The sequence below is a fragment of the Roseivirga seohaensis genome (genome assembly GCF_001592945.1).
Lineage (GTDB): Bacteria > Bacteroidota > Bacteroidia > Cytophagales > Cyclobacteriaceae > Roseivirga > Roseivirga seohaensis.
In genome coordinates, this window is sequence record NZ_LRPB01000004.1 from 13413 (window position 1) to 37776 (window position 24364).

At 38.4% G+C, this 24364-nt stretch carries 27 protein-coding genes and 1 tRNA gene; 18 read left to right on the forward strand and 10 right to left on the reverse strand.

Annotation, left to right across the window (positions count from 1 at the left end):
• Positions 1 to 134: 134 nt before the first annotated feature.
• Both AWW67_RS02345 and AWW67_RS02350 read right to left on the reverse strand, forming a co-directional pair.
• Complete coding sequence (locus tag AWW67_RS02345; protein WP_062299992.1) at positions 135 to 1622, reverse strand: trypsin-like peptidase domain-containing protein; 1488 nt, start codon at positions 1620 to 1622, stop codon at positions 135 to 137.
• Positions 1623 to 1778: 156 nt separating this feature from the next.
• Positions 1779 to 2204, reverse strand: coding sequence for an Hsp20/alpha crystallin family protein (locus tag AWW67_RS02350; RefSeq protein WP_053222419.1), 426 nt, complete (start codon positions 2202 to 2204; stop codon positions 1779 to 1781).
• A gap of 203 nt (positions 2205 to 2407) precedes the next feature.
• Between AWW67_RS02350 and AWW67_RS02355 the strand changes: the two genes are divergently transcribed.
• The 3 genes from AWW67_RS02355 to AWW67_RS02365 all read left to right on the forward strand — a co-directional run bounded on the left by AWW67_RS02355 (position 2408) and on the right by AWW67_RS02365 (position 4781).
• Positions 2408 to 3658, forward strand: a complete 1251-nt coding sequence (locus tag AWW67_RS02355) for an NRAMP family divalent metal transporter (protein WP_062299994.1) — start codon at positions 2408 to 2410, stop codon at positions 3656 to 3658.
• Positions 3659 to 3752: 94 nt separating this feature from the next.
• Positions 3753 to 3826 (forward strand) — tRNA-Asn (locus AWW67_RS02360).
• Positions 3827 to 3953: 127 nt separating this feature from the next.
• A complete protein-coding gene (locus AWW67_RS02365) occupies positions 3954 to 4781 on the forward strand; it encodes a toxin-antitoxin system YwqK family antitoxin (protein WP_062299996.1) in 828 nt (275 codons plus the stop codon).
• Positions 4782 to 4792: 11 nt separating this feature from the next.
• Here AWW67_RS02365 and AWW67_RS02370 read toward each other — a convergent pair whose 3' ends face one another.
• Complete coding sequence (locus AWW67_RS02370) at positions 4793 to 5137, reverse strand: YraN family protein (protein ID WP_053222112.1); 345 nt, start codon at positions 5135 to 5137, stop codon at positions 4793 to 4795.
• A gap of 65 nt (positions 5138 to 5202) precedes the next feature.
• Here AWW67_RS02370 and pgi point away from each other — a divergent pair, with 65 nt between their 5' ends.
• The 7 genes from pgi to AWW67_RS18945 all read left to right on the forward strand — a co-directional run bounded on the left by pgi (position 5203) and on the right by AWW67_RS18945 (position 10758).
• The gene (pgi, locus tag AWW67_RS02375) at positions 5203 to 6864 is read left to right on the forward strand and encodes a glucose-6-phosphate isomerase (protein WP_062300038.1); all 1662 of its coding nucleotides are present in this window, start codon (positions 5203 to 5205) and stop codon (positions 6862 to 6864) included.
• The gene (locus tag AWW67_RS02380) at positions 6857 to 7846 is read left to right on the forward strand and encodes a type I phosphomannose isomerase catalytic subunit (protein WP_062299998.1); all 990 of its coding nucleotides are present in this window, start codon (positions 6857 to 6859) and stop codon (positions 7844 to 7846) included. Before pgi ends, AWW67_RS02380 begins: the two co-directional genes overlap by 8 nt.
• Positions 7847 to 7859: 13 nt before the next feature.
• Positions 7860 to 8048, forward strand: coding sequence for a hypothetical protein (locus tag AWW67_RS02385; RefSeq protein ID WP_053222114.1), 189 nt, complete (start codon positions 7860 to 7862; stop codon positions 8046 to 8048).
• A gap of 36 nt (positions 8049 to 8084) precedes the next feature.
• Entirely contained in the window at positions 8085 to 8807 is a 723-nt protein-coding gene (lipB, locus tag AWW67_RS02390) for a lipoyl(octanoyl) transferase LipB (protein WP_062300000.1), read from the forward strand.
• The gene (locus tag AWW67_RS02395) at positions 8804 to 9913 is read left to right on the forward strand and encodes a glycoside hydrolase family 113 (RefSeq protein ID WP_062300002.1); all 1110 of its coding nucleotides are present in this window, start codon (positions 8804 to 8806) and stop codon (positions 9911 to 9913) included. The genes lipB and AWW67_RS02395 overlap by 4 nt, the downstream gene beginning before the upstream one ends.
• Positions 9914 to 9977: 64 nt before the next feature.
• Entirely contained in the window at positions 9978 to 10376 is a 399-nt protein-coding gene (locus AWW67_RS02400; protein ID WP_053222117.1) for a hypothetical protein, read from the forward strand.
• Positions 10377 to 10596: 220 nt separating this feature from the next.
• Positions 10597 to 10758, forward strand: coding sequence for a hypothetical protein (locus AWW67_RS18945; RefSeq protein WP_176699984.1), 162 nt, complete (start codon positions 10597 to 10599; stop codon positions 10756 to 10758).
• An 11-nt stretch (positions 10759 to 10769) separates the two neighbouring features.
• Here AWW67_RS18945 and AWW67_RS02405 read toward each other — a convergent pair whose 3' ends face one another.
• On the reverse strand, positions 10770 to 11237 hold the full coding sequence (locus AWW67_RS02405; protein ID WP_053222118.1) for a nuclear transport factor 2 family protein: 468 nt from the start codon (positions 11235 to 11237) through the stop codon (positions 10770 to 10772).
• 130 nt (positions 11238 to 11367) lie between these two features.
• On the opposite strand from AWW67_RS02405, the gene AWW67_RS02410 reads away from it, so the two are divergent.
• Genes AWW67_RS02410 through AWW67_RS02420 form a run of 3 tightly spaced genes read left to right on the forward strand, consistent with a single transcriptional unit; the run spans position 11368 to position 13018 of the window.
• Complete coding sequence (locus tag AWW67_RS02410) at positions 11368 to 11913, forward strand: CopD family protein (protein WP_053222119.1); 546 nt, start codon at positions 11368 to 11370, stop codon at positions 11911 to 11913.
• Positions 11914 to 11918: 5 nt separating this feature from the next.
• A complete protein-coding gene (locus tag AWW67_RS02415; protein ID WP_053222120.1) occupies positions 11919 to 12563 on the forward strand; it encodes an SCO family protein in 645 nt (214 codons plus the stop codon).
• Positions 12560 to 13018, forward strand: coding sequence for a c-type cytochrome (locus tag AWW67_RS02420; protein WP_062300006.1), 459 nt, complete (start codon positions 12560 to 12562; stop codon positions 13016 to 13018). Before AWW67_RS02415 ends, AWW67_RS02420 begins: the two co-directional genes overlap by 4 nt.
• 2 nt (positions 13019 to 13020) lie before the next feature.
• On the opposite strand, the gene AWW67_RS02425 is transcribed toward AWW67_RS02420, so the two are convergent.
• The 4 genes from AWW67_RS02425 to AWW67_RS02440 all read right to left on the reverse strand — a co-directional run bounded on the left by AWW67_RS02425 (position 13021) and on the right by AWW67_RS02440 (position 15847).
• Complete coding sequence (locus AWW67_RS02425; protein WP_053222122.1) at positions 13021 to 13428, reverse strand: hypothetical protein; 408 nt, start codon at positions 13426 to 13428, stop codon at positions 13021 to 13023.
• 70 nt (positions 13429 to 13498) lie between these two features.
• Positions 13499 to 13960 (reverse strand): hypothetical protein, encoded by a 462-nt coding sequence (locus AWW67_RS02430; protein WP_053222123.1) that lies wholly within the window; start codon positions 13958 to 13960, stop codon positions 13499 to 13501.
• A 1-nt stretch (position 13961) separates the two neighbouring features.
• Positions 13962 to 15215 carry an ABC transporter permease gene (locus AWW67_RS02435; protein WP_062300008.1) on the reverse strand — a complete coding sequence of 418 codons (1254 nt, stop codon included), beginning with the start codon at positions 15213 to 15215 and terminating at the stop codon, positions 13962 to 13964.
• Entirely contained in the window at positions 15212 to 15847 is a 636-nt protein-coding gene (locus AWW67_RS02440; RefSeq protein ID WP_062300009.1) for an ABC transporter ATP-binding protein, read from the reverse strand. Before AWW67_RS02440 ends, AWW67_RS02435 begins: the two co-directional genes overlap by 4 nt.
• Positions 15848 to 16035: 188 nt before the next feature.
• On the opposite strand from AWW67_RS02440, the gene lepB reads away from it, so the two are divergent.
• The 4 genes from lepB (at position 16036) to AWW67_RS02460 (ending at position 20562) form a co-directional block, all read left to right on the forward strand.
• Positions 16036 to 17229, forward strand: a complete 1194-nt coding sequence (lepB, locus tag AWW67_RS02445) for a signal peptidase I (RefSeq protein WP_062300040.1) — start codon at positions 16036 to 16038, stop codon at positions 17227 to 17229.
• Positions 17229 to 17675, forward strand: a complete 447-nt coding sequence (locus AWW67_RS02450) for a hypothetical protein (protein WP_062300011.1) — start codon at positions 17229 to 17231, stop codon at positions 17673 to 17675. The genes lepB and AWW67_RS02450 overlap by 1 nt, the downstream gene beginning before the upstream one ends.
• Before the next feature lie 57 nt (positions 17676 to 17732).
• Positions 17733 to 18980 carry a M14 family metallopeptidase gene (locus tag AWW67_RS02455; RefSeq protein ID WP_062300012.1) on the forward strand — a complete coding sequence of 416 codons (1248 nt, stop codon included), beginning with the start codon at positions 17733 to 17735 and terminating at the stop codon, positions 18978 to 18980.
• Positions 18981 to 19545: 565 nt separating this feature from the next.
• Positions 19546 to 20562 carry a DUF4407 domain-containing protein gene (locus AWW67_RS02460; protein WP_071387035.1) on the forward strand — a complete coding sequence of 339 codons (1017 nt, stop codon included), beginning with the start codon at positions 19546 to 19548 and terminating at the stop codon, positions 20560 to 20562.
• A 69-nt stretch (positions 20563 to 20631) separates the two neighbouring features.
• Here the strand turns inward: AWW67_RS02460 and AWW67_RS02465 are convergent, their stop codons facing one another.
• Together AWW67_RS02465 and AWW67_RS02470 are read right to left on the reverse strand one after the other, a co-directional pair.
• Positions 20632 to 21135, reverse strand: coding sequence for a DUF4920 domain-containing protein (locus AWW67_RS02465; RefSeq protein WP_062300015.1), 504 nt, complete (start codon positions 21133 to 21135; stop codon positions 20632 to 20634).
• Positions 21136 to 21188: 53 nt separating this feature from the next.
• Positions 21189 to 21383 carry a helix-turn-helix transcriptional regulator gene (locus AWW67_RS02470; RefSeq protein WP_053222131.1) on the reverse strand — a complete coding sequence of 65 codons (195 nt, stop codon included), beginning with the start codon at positions 21381 to 21383 and terminating at the stop codon, positions 21189 to 21191.
• 332 nt (positions 21384 to 21715) lie between these two features.
• On the opposite strand from AWW67_RS02470, the gene AWW67_RS02475 reads away from it, so the two are divergent.
• Positions 21716 to 24358, forward strand: a complete 2643-nt coding sequence (locus AWW67_RS02475; protein WP_062300016.1) for a WG repeat-containing protein — start codon at positions 21716 to 21718, stop codon at positions 24356 to 24358.
• The last annotated feature ends 6 nt before the right edge of the window (positions 24359 to 24364 follow it).

The following is a 24364-nucleotide window of genomic DNA, read 5'->3' on the forward strand; positions in this document are numbered from 1 at the left end:
TATCTGTCAATTAATAGAATTCATAGTTACGGGAATTTTCAAAGGACTGCAAAAAAGCCATTGACTAATTCAGAATAAAACGAAAAAAGCCAAACCCTTAAAGGTTTGGCTTGTAAACGACAGGTAAATAATCCTTACCAAGTAATTCTGTAATATTCTTTTTCTCCGTTAGGGTATTTCCCCATTACAAAGAAGTCTTTCGTCTTGGTATCGATTATTTTCTGAAACTGCTCTAAGCTGGTTATATCATCATCGCCAACTTTGGTTATTACAAAGCCTTCTTTCACACCGCTGGCCTTCCAAGCCCCTCCGCCCAATTGCGACAAATGTACACCTCCTTCTAAATTCAGGCTTTTTTTCAACTGACTAGACAAATCCTCAAATACGGCTCCAGCTATTTCGTAGGTCAGTGTGTTTTCAGACACACCATCTTCTTTTTCGAAAATAAGCTCAGGCTCGGCAAGATCTATAGCCGCTAAAGATTCCCTATTCTGAAGTTTAAGGGAGGTTTCTCTGTCGTTACCTTTACGTTTGTAACTAATAGAAACCGCATCTCCTGGCCGTTTTCGAGCGATTAACTCCTGCAACTGACTGGTAGTTTTTACTTCCTTTCCATCCACACCTGTAATTACATCTTCTTCTTTCAAACCAGCCTCATCGGCAGCGCCACCAGGAGAAACCCCCATAATTCTAACACCGGACAGTTCTACTGTACCCACACCGTCTGCATCTCGAATAGTAACACCCAAAAGGCCTCTTTTCACTTCGCCAAATTCAAGTAAATCATCCATTACTTTTTTAACCAGAATTGATGGTACCGCAAAGGAATAACCGCTGAAAGTCCCTGTATTTGTAGCAATAGCCGTATTAATACCTATAAGCTCACCCTGAAGATTCACTAAAGCGCCTCCACTATTGCCGCGATTTACTACCGCATCGGTTTGTAAAAAGGACTCAATTCCGTATCGGTTATCTGTGTTTCCAGTAATCAGGTTTATATTTCTTGCCTTAGCACTTACAATTCCTGCGGTTACTGTATTATTTAAATCGAAAGGATTGCCTACCGCTAAAACCCATTCTCCTACTTCTACTTGATCTGAATTACCAAAGTCTATATAAGGCATTCCTTTGGCATTTATCTTGATTAATGCCAAATCAGTATCAGGGTCTGCACCTATTATTTCTGCCTTAAGCCTTCTATTGTCATCTAATCTTACCTCAAGCTCATCTGCTCCTTCTACCACATGATAGTTGGTAGTGATGTAACCGTCTTCAGAGATTAACACACCCGAGCCAGTGGACTCCCTAAACTTAACTCCATTTCGCAACAGCCTTCTCCAACGACTGGAAGTGCCTTTTATCTCTTCTCTATTGGTAATATGAACTACAGCAGGCACAATTTTTCTAGAGGCTTCAATAAAATTAACACCAGCTGGCACTGAATAATCGTGAGGCTCGTCACTAATTGTCCCAAAACTTGTAGCCACTGAATTGGAACGGTTTAATGAAAAAGAGCCATTAACGGTTTCTGTACCCCCCAAAAAACTAATCCCCAACAAAACAACCAGACCACCCAGCAATGAGGAAGCCAACATGCCCAAAATAAACTGTCTCTTACTCATAAAACATGACTTTAAGATTTACCTTTTCCGAAAAAGACTAACGCAATTTGAATACTGGTGTTCTAATTTATTTAATTTACGTCAAGAATTAACCCCTTTTAACAAAAAAGAGCCCCGATAAATCGAGGCCCTTCAATCAACACAACCAAACTCAAACTATTTTACTGCAATTTTTGATTCCACTTTCTTCGTTTCATCTTTAGGAATTCTTAATTCTAGAATACCATTTTCGTAAACAGCTTCAATTCCTTTTTCATCAATATTATCTGGCAATTGGAAGCTCTTATAGAACTTTCCGTATTCTGTTTGAATAGAGATGAAATTCTTCTCTTTATTCTCCTTTTCTAGCTTTCGCTCTCCGGTAATGCTTAGCTTACCTTCTTTTAAATCAATGCTGAAATCATTTTTGTTAAAACCCGGTACTGCTACCTGAATTTCAAACGCCTTAGCAGTTTCAGCAATGTCTACCTTTGGTGAAAAACCGCTGTAATTTTTCTGCAAAGAATCATTGAAGAATCGATCAAAGAAAGCATCAACTGATGCGGGACCATACCATTCGGGATTTCTCTTAACTAAGTTCATATCGTTTTTATTTTTAAGTTTCTGTTTCATTTCCATCCCTATAATTCAAAACTATACCAATCCCTTTTTTCACTAAAATTACGCCACTATGTCTGCTTTTATTTAAAAATCAACCAGAATCAAGTCATAATGTCTGTAGTTTTCATTTTTTTAGCGGTTATGGCGATACGAAAAGATTATCTATTTTTAGCTTTTGCGAGTTTATGAAATCAGACATTAGTAATAAGCTAAAGGCTTTTGGCCCAGGAATACTTTTTGCCAGCACTTGCATTGGCGTTTCACATTTGGTTCAATCTACTAGAGCAGGAGCCGACTTTGGTTTTCAACTGGTTGCCTTCATACTATTGGCCAACCTATTTAAATATCCATTCTTCGAGTTTGGATCTCGCTTTGCCGCAGCTACCAAAAAGAACCTTTTAGAAGGCTACTTAGCGGAAGGAAAGTGGGTACTGTGGGTCTATTTTATTTTGAGCTTGGCTTCCATGTTCACCGTTACAGCTGCCGTTACTTTTGTAACTGCCGGAATGTTCAACAACCTTACAGGAGTAACCTTAGACCCCGCCTATGTTTCAGGAATCATTCTAGCCATATGCACCCTAATTTTAGCGTTAGGAAAATACAGCATACTCGACACTCTGCTGAAAGTAATAGGCTCAGTATTGTTAATTTCAACCTTGGTGGCCTTTTTTGGAGCCCTTTCTAAAGGACAAGTAACTCCTGTCGAAAATTTTGTTCCTAAAAACATCTTCGAACGCGACAGCATTATCTTCATTATTGCACTTATGGGCTGGATGCCAACTGCGGTTGATCTTTCTACATGGAATAGCCTTTGGACAATTGAAAGAATGAAGCAAACTGGCTATGTTCCTAAACTAAAAGAGATTCTAGCCGATTTCAATTTTGGGTACATCGTTACAGCAGTATTGGCCATCTGCTTTCTTACATTAGGTGCAAAAGTGATGTACGGAACAGGTATTGAGCTTTCTAATAACTCCACGGTTTTCTCAGACCAAGTAGTTACGCTTTATACGTCCGCCTTAGGCAATTGGGCTTATTTAATTATTGCCACAGCAGCTTTCAGCGTAATGTTCAGCACTACCATCACGGTTGTAGATGGTTTTGGAAGAGCAATGGGAGAGACAACACGATTATTATTCTTTAAAAAAGCCGATGCTAAAAACACTTATAAATGGATGATGATCATTGTATCAGCTATTTCATTTTTGTTTATTCTGCTGCTTTCATCTAATTTAAAAGACTTAGTTGATCTTGCCACCACGCTATCCTTTGTTATCGCTCCAGTTATTGCAATTATTAACTATAGAGTAATTACCTCTAAACAAATTCCGGAAGACTATAAACCCGGAAAAAAATTGCTCCTATTGGCCAAAAGCGGCATTGTTTTCCTTACAGTCTTCGCTATCATTTACATTGCCGTGTATTTCTTTCTATAATCTGAAAAAAAATCTCAACAAGGTATTGGAATATATTTAACCAACCACTAATATTGCACTCCGTTTCGCAAGAAGAGTGGAACAAACCACAAATTCCTCCTTAGCTCAGTTGGTTAGAGCATCTGACTGTTAATCAGAGGGTCCTTGGTTCGAGCCCAAGAGGAGGAGCTTAAAAATCAGAAGGGTCAGCAGCAATGTTGACCCTTTTCTTTTATGAATACATTCAAAGAAACTCATGTCGTTCTTTTGACCATTTAAAGAAATACCCCCATACTTTTTTCGTTATTTTTGGGCAATGCAAAAATTCATTCTTTTCATATTCTTAATGGCTTCTCCAGCACTTCTCGTTGCACAAAGCAAAAAAGAGAAGAAGAACGAAAAGGCGAAAACCGAGGTAATAGAGAAGCCCAACATTTCTATCGACTTAGATGCTGAAGACACACTGACCGATGTAGACTTAAAGGTTAAAAAAAACACTTTCTATGGTGAAAAAACCAAAAGAAGGTGGACTGTTACGGAAGTACAAGGCCGAAATCAAATCGAAGAATTCTATGTATTGAAAGAAGCCGTTGAAGTAGACGCCTATGCCCCTATTGTTTATGTTTACGACCACAACAAAAGGCAAATTGCAGATGCGAAATCGAGGGCTGGACTGATAGAAAATGTGCTTCACGGCCCATACAAAAGACTTATAAATGACGTAATAGTAGAAGAAGGTATGTACTTTCATGGGGTGAAGCATGAGAGATGGATAAGCTTAACAAGAGATCAAATGCTCACCGATAAAGAACACTATTCAAAAGGTTGGTATAGAGATTCGGAAATCACTTATTACGATGCCGAGAAGACCAAAGTAAAAGAAGTGATCCCCATTCAGTACGGAAAAAAAGAAGGCACCTATTATTACTTTTATGAAAATGGCCGAGTAGCCGTGCGCGGTTATTATGAGTTTGATAAGAAAGTCGGTGTTTGGACCGAATACTATAACAACACCACTCGGGTTATTGCAAAGCGTGAAATCCAATTCCCTCCAGACCCTTACCAAAAACATTTCAGAACCTATATTCGAAAAGAATCAGACAGGTTTGCCAATGTATTATACGAATCACCAAAAATAAAATAAGGCCTGCCCTTCTAATAAAAGGCATCTTCAAAATGCTCAATCTCTTCAATTTGGCCATTTTTATAAATCGCAATAATATCAAAGCGAATATCACCATGCCAATCTTCGTCCAAAACAAAAGCCTCAGAGGCCTTTAAAATTGCTTGCTCTTGGCTTTTTGAAACAAAACTCTCTGGTTGACCAAAAGCCTTACTTGACCTAGATTTCACTTCCACAAAAACTAACAAACCAGCCTTTGAACAAATAATATCAATCTCAGACTTTTTATATCTGAAATTCCGATGCAAAATTCGATAACCCTTCTTCTTCAGAAAGCTTACGGCTAAATCTTCTCCTTTTTTTCCAAACGATTGCATTGTATCAAAACAAGTCCTCCTTAATTTAGGCATTATAAAGGTGATGTCAATTCAAAAACACAATGATGCTTCAATCTATTAACCCTACCCAGACTAAATCATGGGCTGCGCTCTCCAAACATTTCAGCGCAACAGCTGATGTACATATGAAGCAACTGTTTTCTGAAGATCCCAGAAGGTTTGAGAAATTCTCTATTCAATTCAACGACATCTTAATTGACTATTCTAAAAACCGTATTTCAGAAGAAACAATCAAATTACTACTCAGTTTGGCGGAAGAATGCCAGCTGAAAGAAGCAATTGATTTAATGTTTTCGGGTGAAGCAATTAATCAAACGGAAAACCGAGCTGTACTGCATACTGCACTCAGAAACCAGTCGAACAAACCCATAATGGTAGATGGGGAAGATGTAATGCCAGAGGTAAAAGCTGCTTTGTCGAAGATGAAGACTTTCGCCAACAAAGTAACTGCTGGCAAGTGGATTGGGTACACCGGAAAACCAATTACGCAAATTGTAAACATCGGTATTGGTGGCTCAGATTTAGGCCCAGTGATGGTTACGGAAGCGTTAAAGAACTACAATACTTTTGGCATTGAGACTTATTTTGTTTCAAATGTAGATGGCACACACATTTCTGAAGTGTTAAAGAAGGTAAATGCGGAGGAAACCTTATTCATGATTGCCTCAAAGACTTTCACTACTCAAGAAACCATGACCAATGCCCATACGGCCAAAACATGGTTTTTAAGCCAAGGAGGAAACCAAACTGACATTGCTAAGCATTTTATTGCCATTTCTACCAATCAAGAATCGGTAGTGGATTTTGGTATCGACCCAGACAATATGTTTGTTTTTTGGGACTGGGTAGGTGGCCGCTATTCGCTTTGGTCGTCTATTGGACTTTCCATTGCCTGCACCATCGGCTACGATAACTTTGAGCAGTTATTGATAGGAGCTTTTGAAATGGATGAACATTTTCAGCAAACGCCTTTCGAAAAAAATGCACCTGTAATTCTAGCCTTGCTGGGCATCTGGTACGCAAATTTCTTTGGAGCCGACAGTGAGGCAATTCTACCCTACGACCAATACATGCATCGTTTTGCCGCCTATTTTCAGCAAGGGAATATGGAAAGTAATGGCAAATCAGTGGATCGTTCCGGACAGAAAATCAATTACCAAACTGGCCCAATAGTTTGGGGAGAACCAGGCACAAATGGACAACACGCCTTCTACCAGCTTATTCACCAAGGTACAAAGCTAATCCCTTGTGATTTTATTGCTCCGGCCATAAGCCAAAACCCGATAGGTAATCACCATTCCATTTTGCTATCGAATTTCTTTGCACAAACCGAAGCGCTTATGAATGGCAAATCGTATGATGAGGTTGTTAATGAATTAACCAAAGCCGGAGAATCAGAAACTGAAATTAATAAAACAGCCCCGTTCAAAGTTTTTGAAGGCAATAAACCCTCAAACTCTATCCTCGTTAAAAAACTTAATGCAAAAACATTAGGCTCTCTCATTGCGCTTTATGAACATAAGATTTTTGTACAAGGAATTATCTGGAATATCTACAGCTTTGACCAATGGGGTGTAGAGTTGGGCAAAGTATTAGCCTCCAAAATTCTCCCCGAATTGCAAGATGAAAGCGAAGTACAAAGTCACGATAGTTCTACCAATGGGTTAATAAATACATACAAGAAAATGACTCTAGGCAATGACTGACAAGAAATACCTCTATCCATTAAAATTCGATACCATTTTTAAAGAGAAAATATGGGGAGGAACAAAAATTAGAGATGTTCTAGGTAAAGACTTTTCTCCCCTAAAAAATTGTGGAGAAACCTGGGAAATATCTGGAGTGGAAGGCAATCTCTCAAAGGTAAGCGAGGGACCACTTAAAGGCATGACCATTCCCGAAATCACTAACATGTTTAAAGAAGAGTTTGTAGGTAAAAAAGTATACAAAAAATACGGTAACAATTTCCCTTTACTCATTAAGTTTATTGATGCCGCACAAGACTTAAGTATCCAAGTCCACCCGAATAACAAGCTTGCTAAAGAAAGACATAATTCTTTGGGTAAAAGCGAAATGTGGTATGTTCTACAGGCCAACCAAGGCGCTAAAATCATTAGCGGTTTTAACAAAGACATCAGCAAAGAAGAGTACCTAGATCATTTAAATAATGGAACTTTAATAGACATCCTAAATGAAGAAACTGTAGAAGCAGGTGATGCAGTTTACTTACCCGCTGGCAGAGTACACACAATAGGTAAAGGACTCTTAATTGCCGAAATACAGCAGTCATCAGATGTTACCTACCGTATCTATGATTTTGACCGAAAAGATGAAAAAGGCAATAAACGAACACTACATACACAAGAAGCTATTGATGCGCTTGACTATGACACACATTCGGACTACAAAATAAAAGTGCAAAAAAAACTAAACGAGGTTGTCCCTTTAGTAGAGTCTGAATTCTTTAAAATAAACCTGTTAGAATTCTCTACTGGTATTATCCGTGAGCATTACAACAAAGACTCATTCATAATATATGTATGTCTAGAAGGAGAAGCAGAAATTACAACTTTGGGTCAAACAGCAAAAATTAGTAAGGGAAATGCAGTTTTAGTGCCACAAAAGTTTCCAGAAGTACACATTAGAACAAATTTGGGCTTCAAAATGTTGGAAACCTACTTACCTTAAGCTACTTTTGGGCATGGCTGGAAAAAAGAATATGAAAAACTTTGAAGCCACTTTCTTAAACCTAAAGGATGAGACTGTGGTAAAGAAAGAGTTTCCAGCGCGAAATCATACTTCAGCACTTCGCAAGGCCAACCGATTAATCACGAAAAACGTACGTGTATTATCTGTTGACCAAGTTGAAGGCCCTGAGGTTTCGGCTTAAAAGTGTGTGTGTGTATAAAGCTGTTTCGCGTAAGACATGAATATTCTAACTAATAAGGCTGTTGAAGTAATCAATCTGGGTGCAGAAGATTACCAACTTGTATGGGATTACCAAGAAACTGTTTTTAAAAAAACGGTCGATCGGAAAATTGAAAATAGAAAGCTTGAAAAAGGCGAATTACAAACTATTACAGACAACTATCTTATTCTGTGCGAACATCCTCATGTCTATACTCTTGGCAAAAGTGGGTCTATGGAAAACCTGCTCTTAGATGAGCATGGATTAGAAAAGCATTTCGCGAAATTTTATCGGATTAACAGAGGTGGTGACATTACATACCACGGCCCTGGGCAATTAGTTGTTTATCCGATAATTGATCTCGAAAATTTCTTCACAGATATTCATAAATACTTGAGATATCTGGAAGAAGCAGTAATCCTCACTCTACGGGAATACGGCCTAAATACTGGCCGTATTGATGGGCTTACTGGGGTATGGGTCGACTTTGAAAAAGGCGCCCAAAACCCACGTAAGATATGTGCAATGGGGGTAAAAACAAGCCGGTGGGTAACCATGCACGGCTTGGCCCTCAATGTTAATACAGACTTAAGTTACTTTAACCACATTGTTCCTTGTGGTATTGACGATAAAGAAGTCACCTCTTTAAACAAAGAATTAGGCCATATCGTAAATATGGCAGACATTCAGCAAAAATTAATTCACCATATTGCTGAAGTATTCCAAATGGAGATTCTTTGAGAAAGCATTACAAAAAACTTGGTATTACCATTACCCCAATCCTTTTGATTGCGGTTTTGTATTTTGCATTCTCGAATTCTAAATCTGCCCCAAAATCTTTAATAAATATTCCATATCACGAAAAACACCGTGGTATTTGCTGGGTAGCCAGTTCTAGAGAAGTAGCCGAAGCCGAAATACAATCACTGGTTGGGAGAAACATTAACTGGATATCTCAAACTCCTTTTGGCTGGCAAAGTGGATATGACAACCCTGAAGTGAGAGGGAATCATGGCAGAGAAGAACAAAACGGTTGGTGGGGAGAAAGAGATGAAGGACTCAAGATAACCACTCAATACGCTAAGGAAAACGGCATAAAAACGATACTAAAACCACACATCTGGCTTCGCGACCAAGAAGGAAAATGGCGTGGGGAAATCAAAATGAAAACGGAAGAAGACTGGCAAAAATGGTTTTCAGATTATGAAGATTTTATACTTCACTACGCTCGAGTAGCAGAAGATGCTGAAATGGAAATGCTCTGTATTGGCACAGAACTGCATCAAACCTGCATTGAGCGAGAGAAGGATTGGAGAAAACTTATTGCTAAAATAAGAACCATCTATTCTGGAGAACTCACTTATGCTGCAAACTTTTCGGACGAATACCAAGACGTTAAATTTTGGGATGCGCTAGATTACATAGGTGTACAAGGCTACTTTCCGTTAACAGACAAAGAGAACCCTTCGGTAGACGACCTTAGAAAAGGCTGGGCAATACCACTTAAAAATTTAGAAGAATTTTCTATTCAGTACGATAAACCTATCCTTTTTACCGAAGTAGGTTATAAAAGCACCAAAGATGCTGGCATTGACCCTTGGGAATGGCCGCAAAGAATAAATGCTGAAGAAAGAGAAAAGATTTTTTCTGAAGAAACGCAAGCCAATGCGTATCAAGCACTTTTTGATGAAGTAATGGACGAACCTTGGTTTGCTGGTTTACACATCTGGAAATGGTACCCCAACTATGGTAACTCACGAAATTCAAGTGAATTCAATATTGATTTCACCCCTCAGAAAAAGCAAGCAGAACAAGTGATTATTAATTCATTCGCTAAATTCAAATAACCTAAGAGTTTTCAATCTTGATTATTAGTTTTGCCTTTCTAATAAAGCACATCAAGAACTTGTTATGAAAAAAGACATCTCATTTCCGGAAGTCACCGGTGTTAAAATAGCAATTGCCAAAAGCACAAATAATTTAGGTGAAAGTGAATGGCATGCCTATATCATTAACAAAAACTTGATTGAACTGAATGATGTGCTAGTAGTTTCCAAAGGTCAAGAAAAACCCAATGGAACGGGAAGAAACACATCTACATTAAGGCATATTTTAGAAACAATTGAAGCACAAAGTACCGCTCCCTTTGAAATGATTAGTCCTGAAGTATTTTCATTCCAAAATGAGTTTTGGATTAGCTATTATATTGTTGGTGAGTTATTCGATAAAAAATTCATAATTGCTCCATTCAATGAATTCGAGTTACAAGACATTGAAGAGCTTGGGCTCAAAGGAGTTTACGCCCAATAAAAACCTTAACACAAGCCCAGCTCTTTTTGGTAGGGTATAAACCAAGATAAGCGTAAGTATTCTGTAAAGCGTATAAACAAATTATCTATTTTAAACTGATCGAAGATAGTAAAGTACTTTTGTCAGTAAAGTTTGTTTACCGCTACCAATTACATACTTTCGATTGAGACTCGACTAGACCAGTTTGTTAAATTTTAAACAGTAGTTAAAAAAAGAACTAATGGAACAATTTAGCCCGAACCACAAGCAGAATGAGTCTGGTAGAGAAAAAACAACAGCCATTTCTCAAAAGTACAATAGCCCTCTAACTACCGAAACAATCGTGCGTAAAAGAGTATCTGTTAGAGATATCATTGACGCCCATTATAAGCGTAATAGATAACACTTTGAAAGCTACTTACAATTGTCTTTTCTTCTGGTGTCTACTAAATAGATAATCTTCCAGCCGTTTTCTCCTTTAAAAAGTTGAAAGGAATTTACCCCACAGTGCGAAAAATTATCACCAAGGTAAAATTCATAAGGAGTCCAAACGGAGGCCAGATCTCCATCAATTAATATATTCCCAAACTCAATTTTTTCATCCCAAACCTGATCATGTGGGGTTCCAACTGCGTTCAGAAAACCCTTCAACCCAGCATCCAACACTACAGCTTTCCCAGTTCTGTCTTTGTTAATAGTTTGTAAAATAGCTTTGTCAGCAAATGCTGAACGCACCATAGTGCTATCCCCTTTTCTCATTCCGTTAAACATTGTCATAATCGTTTCTTTAATTATGACTTCATCCGACTGTGCCTTGAGCGTTGTAGTTTGAGTTAAAACCAACATAGTTAGGGTAACTCCTAAGGTAAATATCTTTTTCATTTTCTTCCTTTTCCAACAAGTTAAACATTCTACTAAAAAACCGCGACCGTCAATAACCAATTTAGACGCTTTCTTAGCATAATATTTAGGTCGAAAACGTTTTCGGTTTACCTTTGCACAAACAAGTGAAATGGCTGATCCTTACATAAAAGCGTTACACATTATTTTTATAGTCACCTGGTTTGCAGGGCTATTTTATATTGTAAGGCTCTTCATTTATCAGGTTGAAGCTTCTGAAAAACCAGAGCCAGACAAATCCATTCTTGGGGCTCAATTAAAGTTAATGTCCAACCGTTTGTGGTTCATTATTACTTGGCCTTCAGCAATACTTACTTTATTCTTTGGAAGTTGGATGGTCATCAGCAATCCTGCTATGCTTTCGTTATCATTTATGCAGATTAAGCTAAGTTTCGTTTTGCTACTCTATGTGTATCATTTCGCTTGCCACAAGCTCTATAAGCAGCTTCAAAACGACATTATAAAATACACTTCAACCCAACTGCGCATATTCAATGAAATTGCCACAATTATCTTAATCTCTGTGGTCTTTTTAATCGTATTGAAAAACGAACTCAACTGGATTAAGGGAACCATTGGTTTTGTGTTAGTAGCAGTACTTTTAATGTTGGGTATTAGAATTTATAAAAGAATAAGAAATCAAAAAGGAGATAAGTAGTAGGTATGAAAAAGCAATTGGCAGTTATCACTTTAATTTTTGCATTCGGATTTTCCGCATGTAACTCACAGAAAAAAAATAAACTCCCTATTTTAGGAAGAACTGATTATGTAGAAGTAAACGGAAAAATAGACACGGTTTATCATACGATTCCAGATTACAGTTTTGTAGATCAAGACAGTGCCGAGGTAACCCCTAAAACCTTCGAAAACAAGGTTTATGTAGCTGACTTTTTCTTCGGCACATGCCCTACTATTTGCCCAGTAATGAAGCAGCAAATGCTCCGTATTTATGACCGTTTCAAATCAAACCCGGAGTTTGGTATTATATCGCATACCATAGACCCAGACCATGATACTGTTGCTTACTTAAAAGACTATTCGGAACGCATTGGCATTATGGATAACGATGTTTGGCATTTTGTAACGGGTAAAAAAGAAGAGATTTATGACTTAGGAACAGCAGCTGGCTACATGGTTCAGGTAGGCGAAGATGCCTCTGCAGAAGGCGGATACATTCATAGTGGTGCATTTATTTTGGTAGACAAGGAAAGAAGAGTAAGAGGTTTTTATGACGGTACAGTTGCTGCTGATGTTGATATACTGATGAATGATATTGACCGACTTTTAAGTGAATACGAAAAGAAATGAAAAAACAGCTATTCATATTAGCCGTCATATTAGGCATGGCTTCGGGCTGCTCAGATAATAAAAAAGCTGTTGAGAACGAAGTGCCAAATAATACCCTGAGCGACTTCGACCATAAGGAAACCCAATACTATTCAAACGGACGAAGGCTATATAAATCCATTTGCCAAAACTGCCACATGGAAAATGGGGAAGGGCTTGGTAGGTTAATTCCGCCTTTGGCGAAATCTGATTTTCTGACAAAAAACAGAGCAGATTTACCCAGAATTCTAAAATATGGATTGCATGGCCCAATTACCGTAAACGGGGTTGAGTATAACCAGCCAATGCCAGCTAACCCTAAATTAACTGACATTGAAGTAGCTGAGATTCTTACCTATATAGGAAATACCTGGGGAAACGGAATAGGAAGCTTTACCACGGAAGAAGTGATTACCAGCCTTTCGGAGAAAGAATAGCTTTAATTGTTCTCTAAAGCTTTCTTGGCTGCCGCTATACTGCTGTTGATATCTTCCTTAACCTTTTTGACTCTTACGATTTCGGCATTAATAAAAGTCATTTTTTCTTCTTCAGTAGACTCATTGTTTACATGAGGAGTAGAGTTTTTGCTCCAATCGTTCATCCAACTCATCATACCTTCTTGTGCTTTCTCTAAGCTCAAAGCGATGCCTCTAAGTTCATCAGGGTTTGCACTGCCTTCCACTTTATCGAGTATCTTCTTTTTAAGCGACATCAGCTCACCCATTTTCGGCATTACTTCATCATGAATGGCGAAAACTTCGGTTTTAAGAGTATCAAACTTATCCTCCTTCTTTTCGCAAGCAAAAACGAACAGTATAATTACGAATAACGAAAAAGCTCTTTTCATAACGATTATTAATTTGGCGTAAAGCTAACTTTTGGCAATCTAAGCCACAAAGAATTTTAGAAAGAATAAACTAGTAGCTATCGTAAGCTAAACCAGCAAATACCCCATCTTTCAAAATATACATCAGCTTGTCTGGGTCTTTCTTATTCAATGCCAGTTTACCTCTTATTCTTATCCGTTTGGTAGTGTACTTAATTTGCTCTTTCATGGTAACTTCCATCACCGTTTCTGGCCCACCAGACCCGCAAAAAAAACACTCACTAATTGGTAATGAAGAAATAATTAATTGGGTAGGCTTGAACATTCCTTCAAAAGGAATAATGTAGCCATCCACTTCAACCTCTTGGCCTTCTACCGCCTGAATTTCTTTACTGAAAACAGGAAGGTAAACATCGCCATATTCATCTTTAGAAATCTCATAGGTAACCTCCGTTAAGGTTTTCCATAATTTTGCTCCTGAAATTTTAGGTTCTTGGGCATTAAGCCCTGCCGATACAACTGAGACTAATAGTACTATCAATATTTTTTTCATATCATTCTTGTGCTAATACTTTCGAAATTTGTGTTCTATATGCATTGAATGCTGGCAGAATTGAGGCCAACACCCCTACACCCACGCTAATTAATAACACGTAGAATTCACCTTTTACCAAAACCATTCCTGAAATACCAATGGCTTCGGATTTCTCATAAAGCCCGGTTAAGAATTCTACTAAACCATGACCGAGCAAAAAGCCCAATACACCACCAATTGTGGTAATTATAATGCCTTCAAAAATTACATGAATAAACAATTTGGTTTTTGAGGCACCCAACGATCGCATAATGGCCAAATCGTATTTTCGGTCTTTCAGGGCATTGTAAAGAGAAATAAAAATGCTTAATCCTGCAATTACGATGATTATATACGCAAAGCTTTTGATCATGTTTACCCCAATTCCCATAAGTGAAAACAACCTCTGGGTTTCAAAAGCAGGAGACGCTGCTTGCATATTGGTGTCGCTGTTAATCATTCGAGGCATAACAACCGCCCCCATAGCCGACCTAAACTGAATTAACATTGAGGTGATTTCAGCATCCGAGCCACCTTCTGGCAAACCTGTTTCATAGGCAGACCCCAACACTGGTTCGTGATCGTGGTTATCATGGTCTTCGTCTCCCTCTTCATCTGTATGTTCATGTACTTGCCAAATACTTTCAATATTGGTTAAAATGAGGTTATCCAAAGCCGAATTACTAGGCTCTAGAATGCCCACTACTTTATAGCTGGCCTCATCGTGATCAAGATCTGTATCGCTCAAGCCATGTGCTCCAAAAAACTCATCACCAATTTTAAGCCCCAATTGCATGGCCACATTCGTGCCTATAGTGCATTCCAAATTATATTTCCACAAATCGCCAGACGCCAGACTTCCTTCATAAAGCTTTACGTAATCGTGGTTAGTGCCTACTATTCTAAAGCCTTGGTAGTTGTCGCCCAAAGCCAGAGGAATTGCCGATTTTACCTGACGGTTGCGAGTTAATGCTTTCGCCTCATCTAATTTTATATTTCCAGTTGGGAAATCGATGTGATACACATTCGCTAAAATCAACTGCAGTGGACTTCCCTTCGCCCCCACTACCAAATCAATTCCCCTTTTGTTCTTGGATAGGTTTTCTTCCAACTGAGAATTGAGAATTAACAGTACCAAAATAATGGCGATTCCTAAGCCCATGAGCAATACATTTAAGAATGTATTGAGGGGTTTATCCTTTATATATTTCCAACTAAGTAAAAACAGGTTCATTGCTCGTTCAGGTTTAGTTGTAAATCAAAAGCATCTTTCACGCGCTGGTCGTGAGTAGCTATTATTAATGAAGCATTGTGGTTTTCGGCTTGTTCTTTGAGCAGCTGAATTACACTGTCCGCATTGTCGTCATCTAAACTTGCGGTAGGTTCATCGGCCAAAAGCAAACGTGGGTTGTTCAGCAAAGCCCTAGCAATGGTCACTCTTTGTTGCTCTCCTTGGCTCAATTGCCTTACCTTAGAATTGAGTTTTTCACCCAAGTTCAAGGTGTTTAGAACTTCTTTGATACGCCCCTTATCTTGAGGAATTCCAGAAAAATACTGCGCCAATAAAAGGTTATCTTTCACGGTAAGTGCCGAAATTAAATGCGCTTTCTGAAAAACTAGTCCAATGTTCTGACCTCGGTATTTGTCCATTTCAGTACCTGAAAGACTATACAAATCGGTGCCGTCAATGAGCACTTTGCCCTGAACAGGCTTTAAGAGTCCACCAAGAATATGCAACAAAGTGGTTTTCCCGCTTCCTGACTTGCCAAGAATCATCAGATGCTGCTTCTCTTTAATTTCCATATGGGAAATGGACAGAAGTCGCTTCTCTGAATATCCGAAATTTAGGTTTTCTATGGTTATCATATCCCTTTCAAAAATTCAAATGCTAAGTAACCAACTTGTATTTAAAAATGGCAACCGATGGTGGAGTTTTGGGCAGAATAACCATTATAGCGCTCCTACGTTTCAATAAAAGTCATTCCTCTTTTGAATGTCTCGAATTTTTAAGAATAAATAATACCTTTACAGCTTACTCAAAATTGAAGATTTATATGTTGGATTTCTTTAAAAAGAAAAAAGACAAGGCACCAAAACAGAAGAAAGGTTTCTTTAGAGAACTCTTCAATGACGTGCTTTTCGCGTTAATAGCGGTCACTATTATCCGAGGTTTATTTATTGAAGCCTACGCTATTCCTACAGGATCCATGGAAAACTCCATGCTCATTGGCGATCACCTTTTTGTAAGCAAATTGCATTATGGCGCCCGAACGCCAAAAACACCTATAAAATTCCCTTTGGCACATCAAGACTTTTGGGGCTCAGGAATTCCATCTTACTGGGACGGAATTCAACTTCCGCAATACAGATTACCGGGTTTTAGAAAAGTAAGAAGAGGTGAGCCTGTAGTTTTCAACTACCCGCCAGACTTAAAATATCCAACTGATATTAAGACATTCTATGTAAAACGTTGCGTGGCCATTCCTGGTGATGTTTTAGAAGTACGCGACCAACAAGTATACATCAATGGAGAACCAATGGAAAACCCTCCAAATATGCAAACCAGCTATTTTGTGGAAACTCAAAACGGAATTCATCCAAGATATATGAGAGAATTAGGTATAACAGATTATACCGATGATAACCCGATGGACACTTATGCCACTACGGCTTCTCCAAACTACCAATACAATGGAAAATTGGGTTTTTATATGAACACCAGCCAAGAGCAAGCCGATGAACTGGCTAAACTGAATTTCGTTACCAGTGTTGAGAAAGTAGTTTACAAAAAAGGTGAAGGCTACACGGCTTTCCCTGAATCACAACAGTATTTAGGGGCCGAATATACTGCCTATAACCCTGTAACGGATTTTGGTTGGACAATCGACTCTTTTGGCCCTTTGACCATGCCTGAAAAAGGGCAAACCATTCAGCTGACACCAGAGAACGTAGATTTGTACCGTACTCCAATTGAGCATTACGAAGGGAATGACGATGTAGAAATTAGAGGAAGTGAAGTATTTATTGAAGGACAAAAAATTACAGAGTACACCTTCAAGCAAGGCTACTACTTTATGATGGGTGATAATCGTCACAACTCTGAAGACTCTCGTTCATGGGGTTTTGTACCTGCAGATCATATTGTAGGTAAACCATTGTTCATTTTCTGGTCTGTGGATAGAACCAACCCTGAGGCTGGATTCTTCGAAAGCATTCGTTGGAATAGAATATTTGATTTAATAAAATAATGCGGAAAAGACTGATTTTCATACTGTTAATTTTAGGAATTACTACCTCTTCCTTTGCTCAAGAAAAAAACATGTGGAAGACGCTTTCCAATGTAACCGTTGAAAAGAGCTTTGATGAAATCCTGAGTATTGATGTCGAGCATTATAATTTTGCCAGCCAGGTAAAAGCCCTTAACGGGAAAAAAATCAGCCTTGAGGGCTGGATGATTCCATTGGATGAATTACGTGGCGAAAACTACTTTGTGTTGTCTTCTTTGCCATTTGCCAATTGCTTTTTTTGCGGTGGTGCCGGCCCAGAAACCGTAGCCGAAGTGTTTAGTAAAAAGGAGGTAAAGTTTACTGAAAAGAAAGTTAGAGTAACAGGGGTACTTACCCTAAATTCAGACGATCCTTTGCGCTTAATGTACATACTCAACGATGTTGAGGTAGAAGAAGTAAAAGACTAGACACACCACTTATAAGAACTTAATTGCATGCTTTCATTTCAATAGACATATTGAAAAATGAAAGCATTTTTTTCTTTGGCTGTTTTGACCTTATTCCTCATTTCTTGTGAAACCAAACCGCAGTATGTACTTACTGAATTTAATTACGCGCAAAAAAACGACACCCACGATAAAGAAATAGCTCCTCAGGAAAAGCGCAGTTATTCCCTTACAAACGAAGGCGTAACAGCCGATAATTTATTTGATGGTGCCCGAATGAACAATTTTACTTCGATTGGCAAAAACCATTATCAAGTAGAAATCAGTCCAGAAAACACCCCCATAAACCCAAGTGCTTGGTTTGCTTTTAGAATTTATTCTGAAGATGAAAAGACCGTTGATATTACACTCAAATATGGGTTTGGAAGACATCGTTATTGGCCAAAAATAAGTACCGACAGAGAAAACTGGACTGCAATAGACAGTACAACGTTCACCGTGGCTGAAGATCGAAAAAGCGCTACCATGACCGTAAACCTTAGCGCAGACACGCTCTACATTGCTGCTCAAGAAATTATCAACTCTTCAGATATGTTGGAATGGACGAAGTCATTCTCGTCTGCCAAAACTCAGCACGAGGTGATTGGGAAATCGAAATTAGGCCGCGACCTGCTCAATATGGACATTACCAATGGTAGCGCAGAAGGAAAAGACATAGTGGTGGTGCTCAGTAGGCAACATCCCCCAGAAGTAACGGGCAACTTGGCTATGATGGCTTTCTTAGAAGAAATCGTGAACGATAGCGAGCTTAGCAATAAATTCTTAGACCAATACCGATTAATCGTTTATCCGATGCTTAACCCCGATGGTGTAGATTTAGGGCATTGGAGGCATAATACTGGTGGAGTAGATTTAAACCGCGATTGGGCTTTTTACAGACAGCCAGAAATAGAACAAGTCTGTTCCGACATTGTTGAAAAAGTAAATGCTTCTGGTGGTAACGTTAAACTCGGGCTCGATTTCCATTCCACTTTTTCCGATGTTTATTACACATATCACGACACCGTTCAATCCGTAATTCAAGGTTTTTCTAAAGACTGGATTGAGAATATTTTTGAACGTGTGCCTCAAGACCAAGGCAGAATAAGCCCAGCAGCAGTGGGTTCAGCCGTTTCTAAAAACTGGTTTTATAGCCAGTTTAAAGCCGAAGGCATTACCTACGAAATTGGTGATGACACCCCCAGAAATTTGATCAAAGAAAAAGGCAAAGTAAGCGCCCAAGAAATGATGAAACTGCTTTTAGAGGAATATAATGGGGAGAGGTAAAAGTAATCAAGGGTATAACTGGTGCTTGCCTGTGGCGAATACCCATCTTCTTATGAGCTTGTAAGTAAAAAGACCATTGTAATCTAGTAAGGAACACAATGGTGTGTTGGTTTTTCATTCATAGCTGAAATCCTTCACCTAGCCCCCTCCAATTATCTTCATTGCCCAACTCTAATGTTTTCGGTTAAGGGGGACAGGTTACCTATAGTTTTGAGCATTCATCGGACAGACTCTTTCGGAACGGCCCCAAAAGGCACATTCCTCAGAGTAATGGTCCATTTTGACGTCATTCTGAACGCTTACGCCTTAGCTACAGCGGTGGCGTAGAGAGAATTTTTCTCGATAGAGAAATACTCGACCGAAAGAATCCGTCTGTTATTGGCTACAACCAACCCATTAGCACATAGGGCAAGGTATTGCCATTTTCTAGCAAAATATATTCAAAACAACTACCTTGTATAAAAAGGTACTGGTCAACACAACATATTTGATACTCATTACGTTGTTCTTCCAACAACCTAAAACCGGACGGTCAAATAGTCCAAAGGTCAACAACTCAAACAACATGCAACATCTCAAAGAATTTTTCTGGTTCTGTGCGGGGGTCAACCGCTCATTATTGAACCGATGTCCCACCGATGCTTCAAAATACACTGGAATAGGCGCTGCCGTTTTCTTCACTGGCGTTTTAGCCGCGCTTTCTGGTGGTTATGCCTTTCATACCGTTTTTGAAAATGTTTGGTGGGCACTGGCCTTTGGCCTACTCTGGGGTACCATCATTTTCAATCTCGACCGCTTTATTGTTTCTACCATGCGGAAAAACAAGAAGGGTTTTGGAAGAGAATTTTTAACCGCTTCTCCCCGAATATTGTTGGCCATTATGCTGGCCATTGTAATTTCAAAACCCCTTGAACTTCGAATTTTCTCTAAAGAAATCGATCGAAAACTGATTACACTCGAAGAAGAAATTTATCAGAAAGAGATTATTGATTTAGAGCGAAGGTACACCGCACAACTGGCGACAATCGATGGTCAAATTGGTAGTCTAAAAGCTGAAATAGTTGCTAAAACAGAAAAGCGTGATGAACTAGCCAAAGCGGCTCAGCAAGAAGCCGATGGCACGGGTGGTTCGGGAAAAAGAAATGCCGGCCCTATTTATCAAATCAAAAAAGCAGATGCTGATCAATCGCAAAAAGAGCTGGCTGAATTACAAGCCCTAAACTTGCCATTGATTGCAGATAAACAACAAGAATGGGATACCCTTTTCGAGGCCAAGCAAACTGAAATTGCCAACCTAAAACGTAACCCTTGGAACGGAATGGCGGCTCAATTACAGGCATTAAGAATTTTGGGAGAAGAAAATACAGCCATTCATTTTGCCGATATTTTCATTATGCTACTTTTCATTTTATTAGAATGTACCCCTATTCTAGCCAAGCTCATTTCTGGCCGTGGGCCTTATGACGAAATGCTGGAAATCAGAGAACACTTCTACAAAAACCATAACATAGAAAAATTAGCCGAAATGGATCACAACACCTATGAAAAGGTGAAGGGATATTCTACGTTTCCATGGAATTAGGAATATAGTGAAACAAAAAAGCCATCCGTTTTTCATCAGATGGCTTCTCATATTTTTTAAGGATAAGCTTTAAAGACTTTTCTCTTCACTATTTAAAATAATAACCCCCGAGGCTTCAAAGGCCAATTCGTTTTTATCTTCTGTAATAGCAGCAATTTCTTCTACGCTTTTGCCAGCATCTTCAGCGTAATGCTTTAGAGTTGCTACATCAGTCATAACCCTTTTTACCTTACCTTCAATTATAGCTCTATTTCCTTCCATTCCTTCTTTTGGAACAAAGAATGCATAATCTTTAAAAGTTACCCTCATTTCTTCACCAGAAGGAAGAACAAGGTTCATCCAGCAACCCTTCATAGCACAAGTAGAAGTAATTTCACCTTCCACTTTTACCATTATAGAATCACTTTCATTCAACTGATTCATCATGTCCTCTACAGAGATGATGTTTTCATTGTTGATTTTTTCTCCGTAATACCCCACTACGATAGATTCGTCCCACTTAACTTCTTCTTTCTTACCTGCGCAAGAAAAAACGAAAAGAGCGATAAGTAATAGTATGCTAATTTTCTTCATGATATCGTTATTTAATGCAAAAATAGCAACAGATTAGTTAAGGAACAACGCACTTAAGGCTTTGACGGAACCAGCAGTTCTCTTACATCTATATCTAATACTTCAGCTATTTTGTACAAAACATGTAAACTTGGCTGGGTCTTGTTGTTTACGTAATTGGTAGTTACTACGTAACTTTTTTCAATTTTTTCGGATAGCCACGCCTGAGTACGGCCTTGCTCCCGAAGAACGGCTTTTATCTTATTCATTTGATTGAGGTTTTTTAGAATTCAGAGAATTCTAGTTGCAATTTGCTAACTGTTAACGTCAATTCCACAATACTTTTATATAAATCTCATCAAATATGAGAAATCAAGGTTCGAATTATGGCTGAAACAACATGAAGAGCATCCTAAAACCCATTATTCAACAATTATGATCCGTAATTATTTTCTTGAAGAAACGTGACAATCGGTACAACTGCTTCGTTTCTTGAGGTTTACAACTCCAGAAACCAGTTAGAGCTCTCTAACCTTAAAAGGAACCTGATAACCTACCGTATTGCGTTTATGTTTGTTATTTTTGCCTTTCATTAATCACTATGTCAAAAGGGATTCAGCTATTTGTTGGTGTTATTTTAATATCTCTCTTCAGTTTAGAGATTCCTACTCGTGCTTTTCGCTTATATGAAAAAGGAGATACAGAAAAAGCCATTGAAGTGCTGAACAAATCTTTAGAGAAGGACAGCCTGAATCCCGCAGGCAATTTTTTGTACTCAAAAATTTTTATCGATAGCCTTTTTAAAAGTTACAGTATCGATTCTGCCTATCATTTTGTGAATAAGGCCATTTCTAATTTCAAACACGTTAAGGACAGCAAAGATTTAGACAACTTAAAAGAACTCGGCATTGACTCAGCTGCTTTGCAAAAGCAAAAAGATAATATTGATAAGCTGAAGTTTGAGGTTATTAAAGCCAAACACACTATTTCAGATTACAACTGGTTTATAAATAAACATGCTGATGCCGACCAAATACCTGATGCGATTCAACTGAGAAATCACATTGCTTTTGAAGATGCTGCGGCCGTTCATACATGGCAGAGCTATTTGGCTTTTATGACGAAGTACCCGAAAGCAGAAGATTATGGAAAGGCCAAGCCCCTCTATGAAAAACTGCTTTTTGAAGAAAAAACAGCTGATGGCAAATTGGAAAGCTTGACAAGCTTTTTAGAAGAACATCCTGAAACGCCTTATCACGAATCGGTAGAAAATAACATTTACGAAATTGTTACAGCCACCAACCAAATAGAAGACTATACCAGTTTTCTAAAAAAATATCCAAACCAAAAACTTACAAGAAAAAGCATCCCGAGACTTTATCAACTGTTTAAGGAACTGTACCCCAATCAAGATTTCTTCAAATATTTTAAGTTTCAAACGGCAAAGGATTCGATTGAAAAAGTAAATGCATTAGAGGCGGGCTATTGGCTTCCTAAAATTGAGGACGGAAAAATCAGCTTCATAAATAGTAAAGCCGAAACCACACTTAAAACAGGTTTCGATAAAGTAGATTCGGATTGCCTTTGCTCGCCTCAGTTGGCTGATTTTGTTCTAGGTGAAAAAGGTGGTAAACAGCAAATCGTTGCGCGAAACGGAACCGTGATTTATGAAGGAGACTTCGATAATGCTTCCGATGTCGGTTTTGGCTATATCCAAATAGAAAGTGAATCAGGCTTTATGCTTGTTCATAAATCGGGTGAGCTGATTATTGACCAGCCCATGTCGTCCATTGCCGTTTTGAATTCGCATTTTATCAGAACAGAACAAAACGGCTTTTATGGCTTAACCACCATTAATAAAAAGCCGCTGCTAAGCCATCAGTTTATCGATATTGATACCATTGGAAATTTCATTTGGCTTCAAAAAGAAGAAGGAATTGCACTGGCAAAAACTGAGACGCTATTTCCAGCCGCCAATGGCGACAAAGTGGACCTAGACTTTATGTATGAAGAAGTTGAGCTTCTTGATGATGGAAACTTTTGGGTAGTTAAAAATGGGCAAGAGGCTATTTTAGATGCTCAACTCAACACTTTAATTCCCTTCGGCTCTTATAAAATATACCCTAAAACTTACGGTTGGCAACTAAAATCCGATAAAGGAATTCAACTATTACATAACAAGTATTTATCCTTAAAAGACCTCCACTACGAAAAAGTGGTTGAAAGTGAGCGTTGGCTTGGACTGAAAAAAGATGACAAATGGACTTTGCTAGATCAGGCCGGAAAATTTCAACCAAAATATAATTACGACTCATTAGGGCTTTGGGGCGAAAACATAGTTATGTTGAAAAAAGAAGAGCAAACCACTGCTCTATTCTCCAACGGCAAACAACTTGACATTAAGAAAGGTTGGGAACCGAAACTCCTGATACCTCAGAGTTATGTGAGTACAGGAGCAAAAGTAGAGTTCGACTTTTTAATGCTTACTGGCCCAAAAAAAGCGAGGAAGATTTACAATAGTTTTGGAAGAGAAATTCTTAGCATCACACTGGAAGATGCAGTGGCACTAGGGCCTAACTTAATCCGTCTACAGAAAACAAATGCGGCCCTTACCGACAGTACAGGCAACTATGTATTGAACTTTATTTATGATGGAATTGGCTCCAACACAAACGGTTATGTTAGCATTTTAGATAAAGGAAAAGTAGGTGTAATCAATATTGAAAAGCAGATTAAAATCCCACCTTCTTACGATAAGCTTATTGAACCTTATTCCGACACAGTGATGGTGGCGACCAAAGGTAAGCTTAAAGGCTTTATTTCCACAAAAAACAGAGAATTAAGCGCTTTTGATTATGATGAAGTTAAATATTTTACCGACACCGTAGCCTTAGCAAGAATTGAAAACGAATGGTTTTTACATGACATCCGAGATGAGTCTTTACATTATGAGGGAATTCTGAATTATAAAATGCTTGAAGAAAATTCTCAAGAGAAAAAACTATTGATTACTACAGAAAATGGAAAGGGAGTTTACAGTAATACACGTGGTGAATTTATTGAAGCAACCTACGATGAAATAAAAGTATTAGGTACAGCGAATGATCCTATTTATTTTGCTGTGAAGATCGTAAGAGAAGCCAATATTTATGTGGTAATCTACTTCGACAAAAATGGTAATAAACTGTTTACACAGACTTTTAAACAGGATGAATATTTTAAAATAGCTTGCCCTATAAATTGAAAAAAC

Bases quoted from the DNA above. Each gene is read 5' to 3' on its own strand.
- AWW67_RS02345 (WP_062299992.1), bottom strand. From the start codon at position 1,622: ATGAGTAAGAGACAGTTTATTTTGGGCATGTTGGCTTCCTCATTGCTG.
- AWW67_RS02350 (WP_053222419.1), bottom strand. From the start codon at position 2,204: ATGAACTTAGTTAAGAGAAATCCCGAATGGTATGGTCCCGCATCAGTT.
- AWW67_RS02355 (WP_062299994.1), top strand. From the start codon at position 2,408: ATGAAATCAGACATTAGTAATAAGCTAAAGGCTTTTGGCCCAGGAATA.
- AWW67_RS02365 (WP_062299996.1), top strand. From the start codon at position 3,954: ATGCAAAAATTCATTCTTTTCATATTCTTAATGGCTTCTCCAGCACTT.
- AWW67_RS02370 (WP_053222112.1), bottom strand. From the start codon at position 5,137: ATGCAATCGTTTGGAAAAAAAGGAGAAGATTTAGCCGTAAGCTTTCTG.
- pgi (WP_062300038.1), top strand. From the start codon at position 5,203: ATGCTTCAATCTATTAACCCTACCCAGACTAAATCATGGGCTGCGCTC.
- AWW67_RS02380 (WP_062299998.1), top strand. From the start codon at position 6,857: ATGACTGACAAGAAATACCTCTATCCATTAAAATTCGATACCATTTTT.
- AWW67_RS02385 (WP_053222114.1), top strand. From the start codon at position 7,860: ATGGCTGGAAAAAAGAATATGAAAAACTTTGAAGCCACTTTCTTAAAC.
- lipB (WP_062300000.1), top strand. From the start codon at position 8,085: ATGAATATTCTAACTAATAAGGCTGTTGAAGTAATCAATCTGGGTGCA.
- AWW67_RS02400 (WP_053222117.1), top strand. From the start codon at position 9,978: ATGAAAAAAGACATCTCATTTCCGGAAGTCACCGGTGTTAAAATAGCA.
- AWW67_RS18945 (WP_176699984.1), top strand. From the start codon at position 10,597: ATGGAACAATTTAGCCCGAACCACAAGCAGAATGAGTCTGGTAGAGAA.
- AWW67_RS02405 (WP_053222118.1), bottom strand. From the start codon at position 11,237: ATGAAAAAGATATTTACCTTAGGAGTTACCCTAACTATGTTGGTTTTA.
- AWW67_RS02410 (WP_053222119.1), top strand. From the start codon at position 11,368: ATGGCTGATCCTTACATAAAAGCGTTACACATTATTTTTATAGTCACC.
- AWW67_RS02415 (WP_053222120.1), top strand. From the start codon at position 11,919: ATGAAAAAGCAATTGGCAGTTATCACTTTAATTTTTGCATTCGGATTT.
- AWW67_RS02420 (WP_062300006.1), top strand. From the start codon at position 12,560: ATGAAAAAACAGCTATTCATATTAGCCGTCATATTAGGCATGGCTTCG.
- AWW67_RS02425 (WP_053222122.1), bottom strand. From the start codon at position 13,428: ATGAAAAGAGCTTTTTCGTTATTCGTAATTATACTGTTCGTTTTTGCT.
- AWW67_RS02430 (WP_053222123.1), bottom strand. From the start codon at position 13,960: ATGAAAAAAATATTGATAGTACTATTAGTCTCAGTTGTATCGGCAGGG.
- AWW67_RS02435 (WP_062300008.1), bottom strand. From the start codon at position 15,215: ATGAACCTGTTTTTACTTAGTTGGAAATATATAAAGGATAAACCCCTC.
- AWW67_RS02440 (WP_062300009.1), bottom strand. From the start codon at position 15,847: ATGATAACCATAGAAAACCTAAATTTCGGATATTCAGAGAAGCGACTT.
- lepB (WP_062300040.1), top strand. From the start codon at position 16,036: ATGTTGGATTTCTTTAAAAAGAAAAAAGACAAGGCACCAAAACAGAAG.
- AWW67_RS02450 (WP_062300011.1), top strand. From the start codon at position 17,229: ATGCGGAAAAGACTGATTTTCATACTGTTAATTTTAGGAATTACTACC.
- AWW67_RS02455 (WP_062300012.1), top strand. From the start codon at position 17,733: ATGAAAGCATTTTTTTCTTTGGCTGTTTTGACCTTATTCCTCATTTCT.
- AWW67_RS02460 (WP_071387035.1), top strand. From the start codon at position 19,546: ATGCAACATCTCAAAGAATTTTTCTGGTTCTGTGCGGGGGTCAACCGC.
- AWW67_RS02465 (WP_062300015.1), bottom strand. From the start codon at position 21,135: ATGAAGAAAATTAGCATACTATTACTTATCGCTCTTTTCGTTTTTTCT.
- AWW67_RS02470 (WP_053222131.1), bottom strand. From the start codon at position 21,383: ATGAATAAGATAAAAGCCGTTCTTCGGGAGCAAGGCCGTACTCAGGCG.
- AWW67_RS02475 (WP_062300016.1), top strand. From the start codon at position 21,716: ATGTCAAAAGGGATTCAGCTATTTGTTGGTGTTATTTTAATATCTCTC.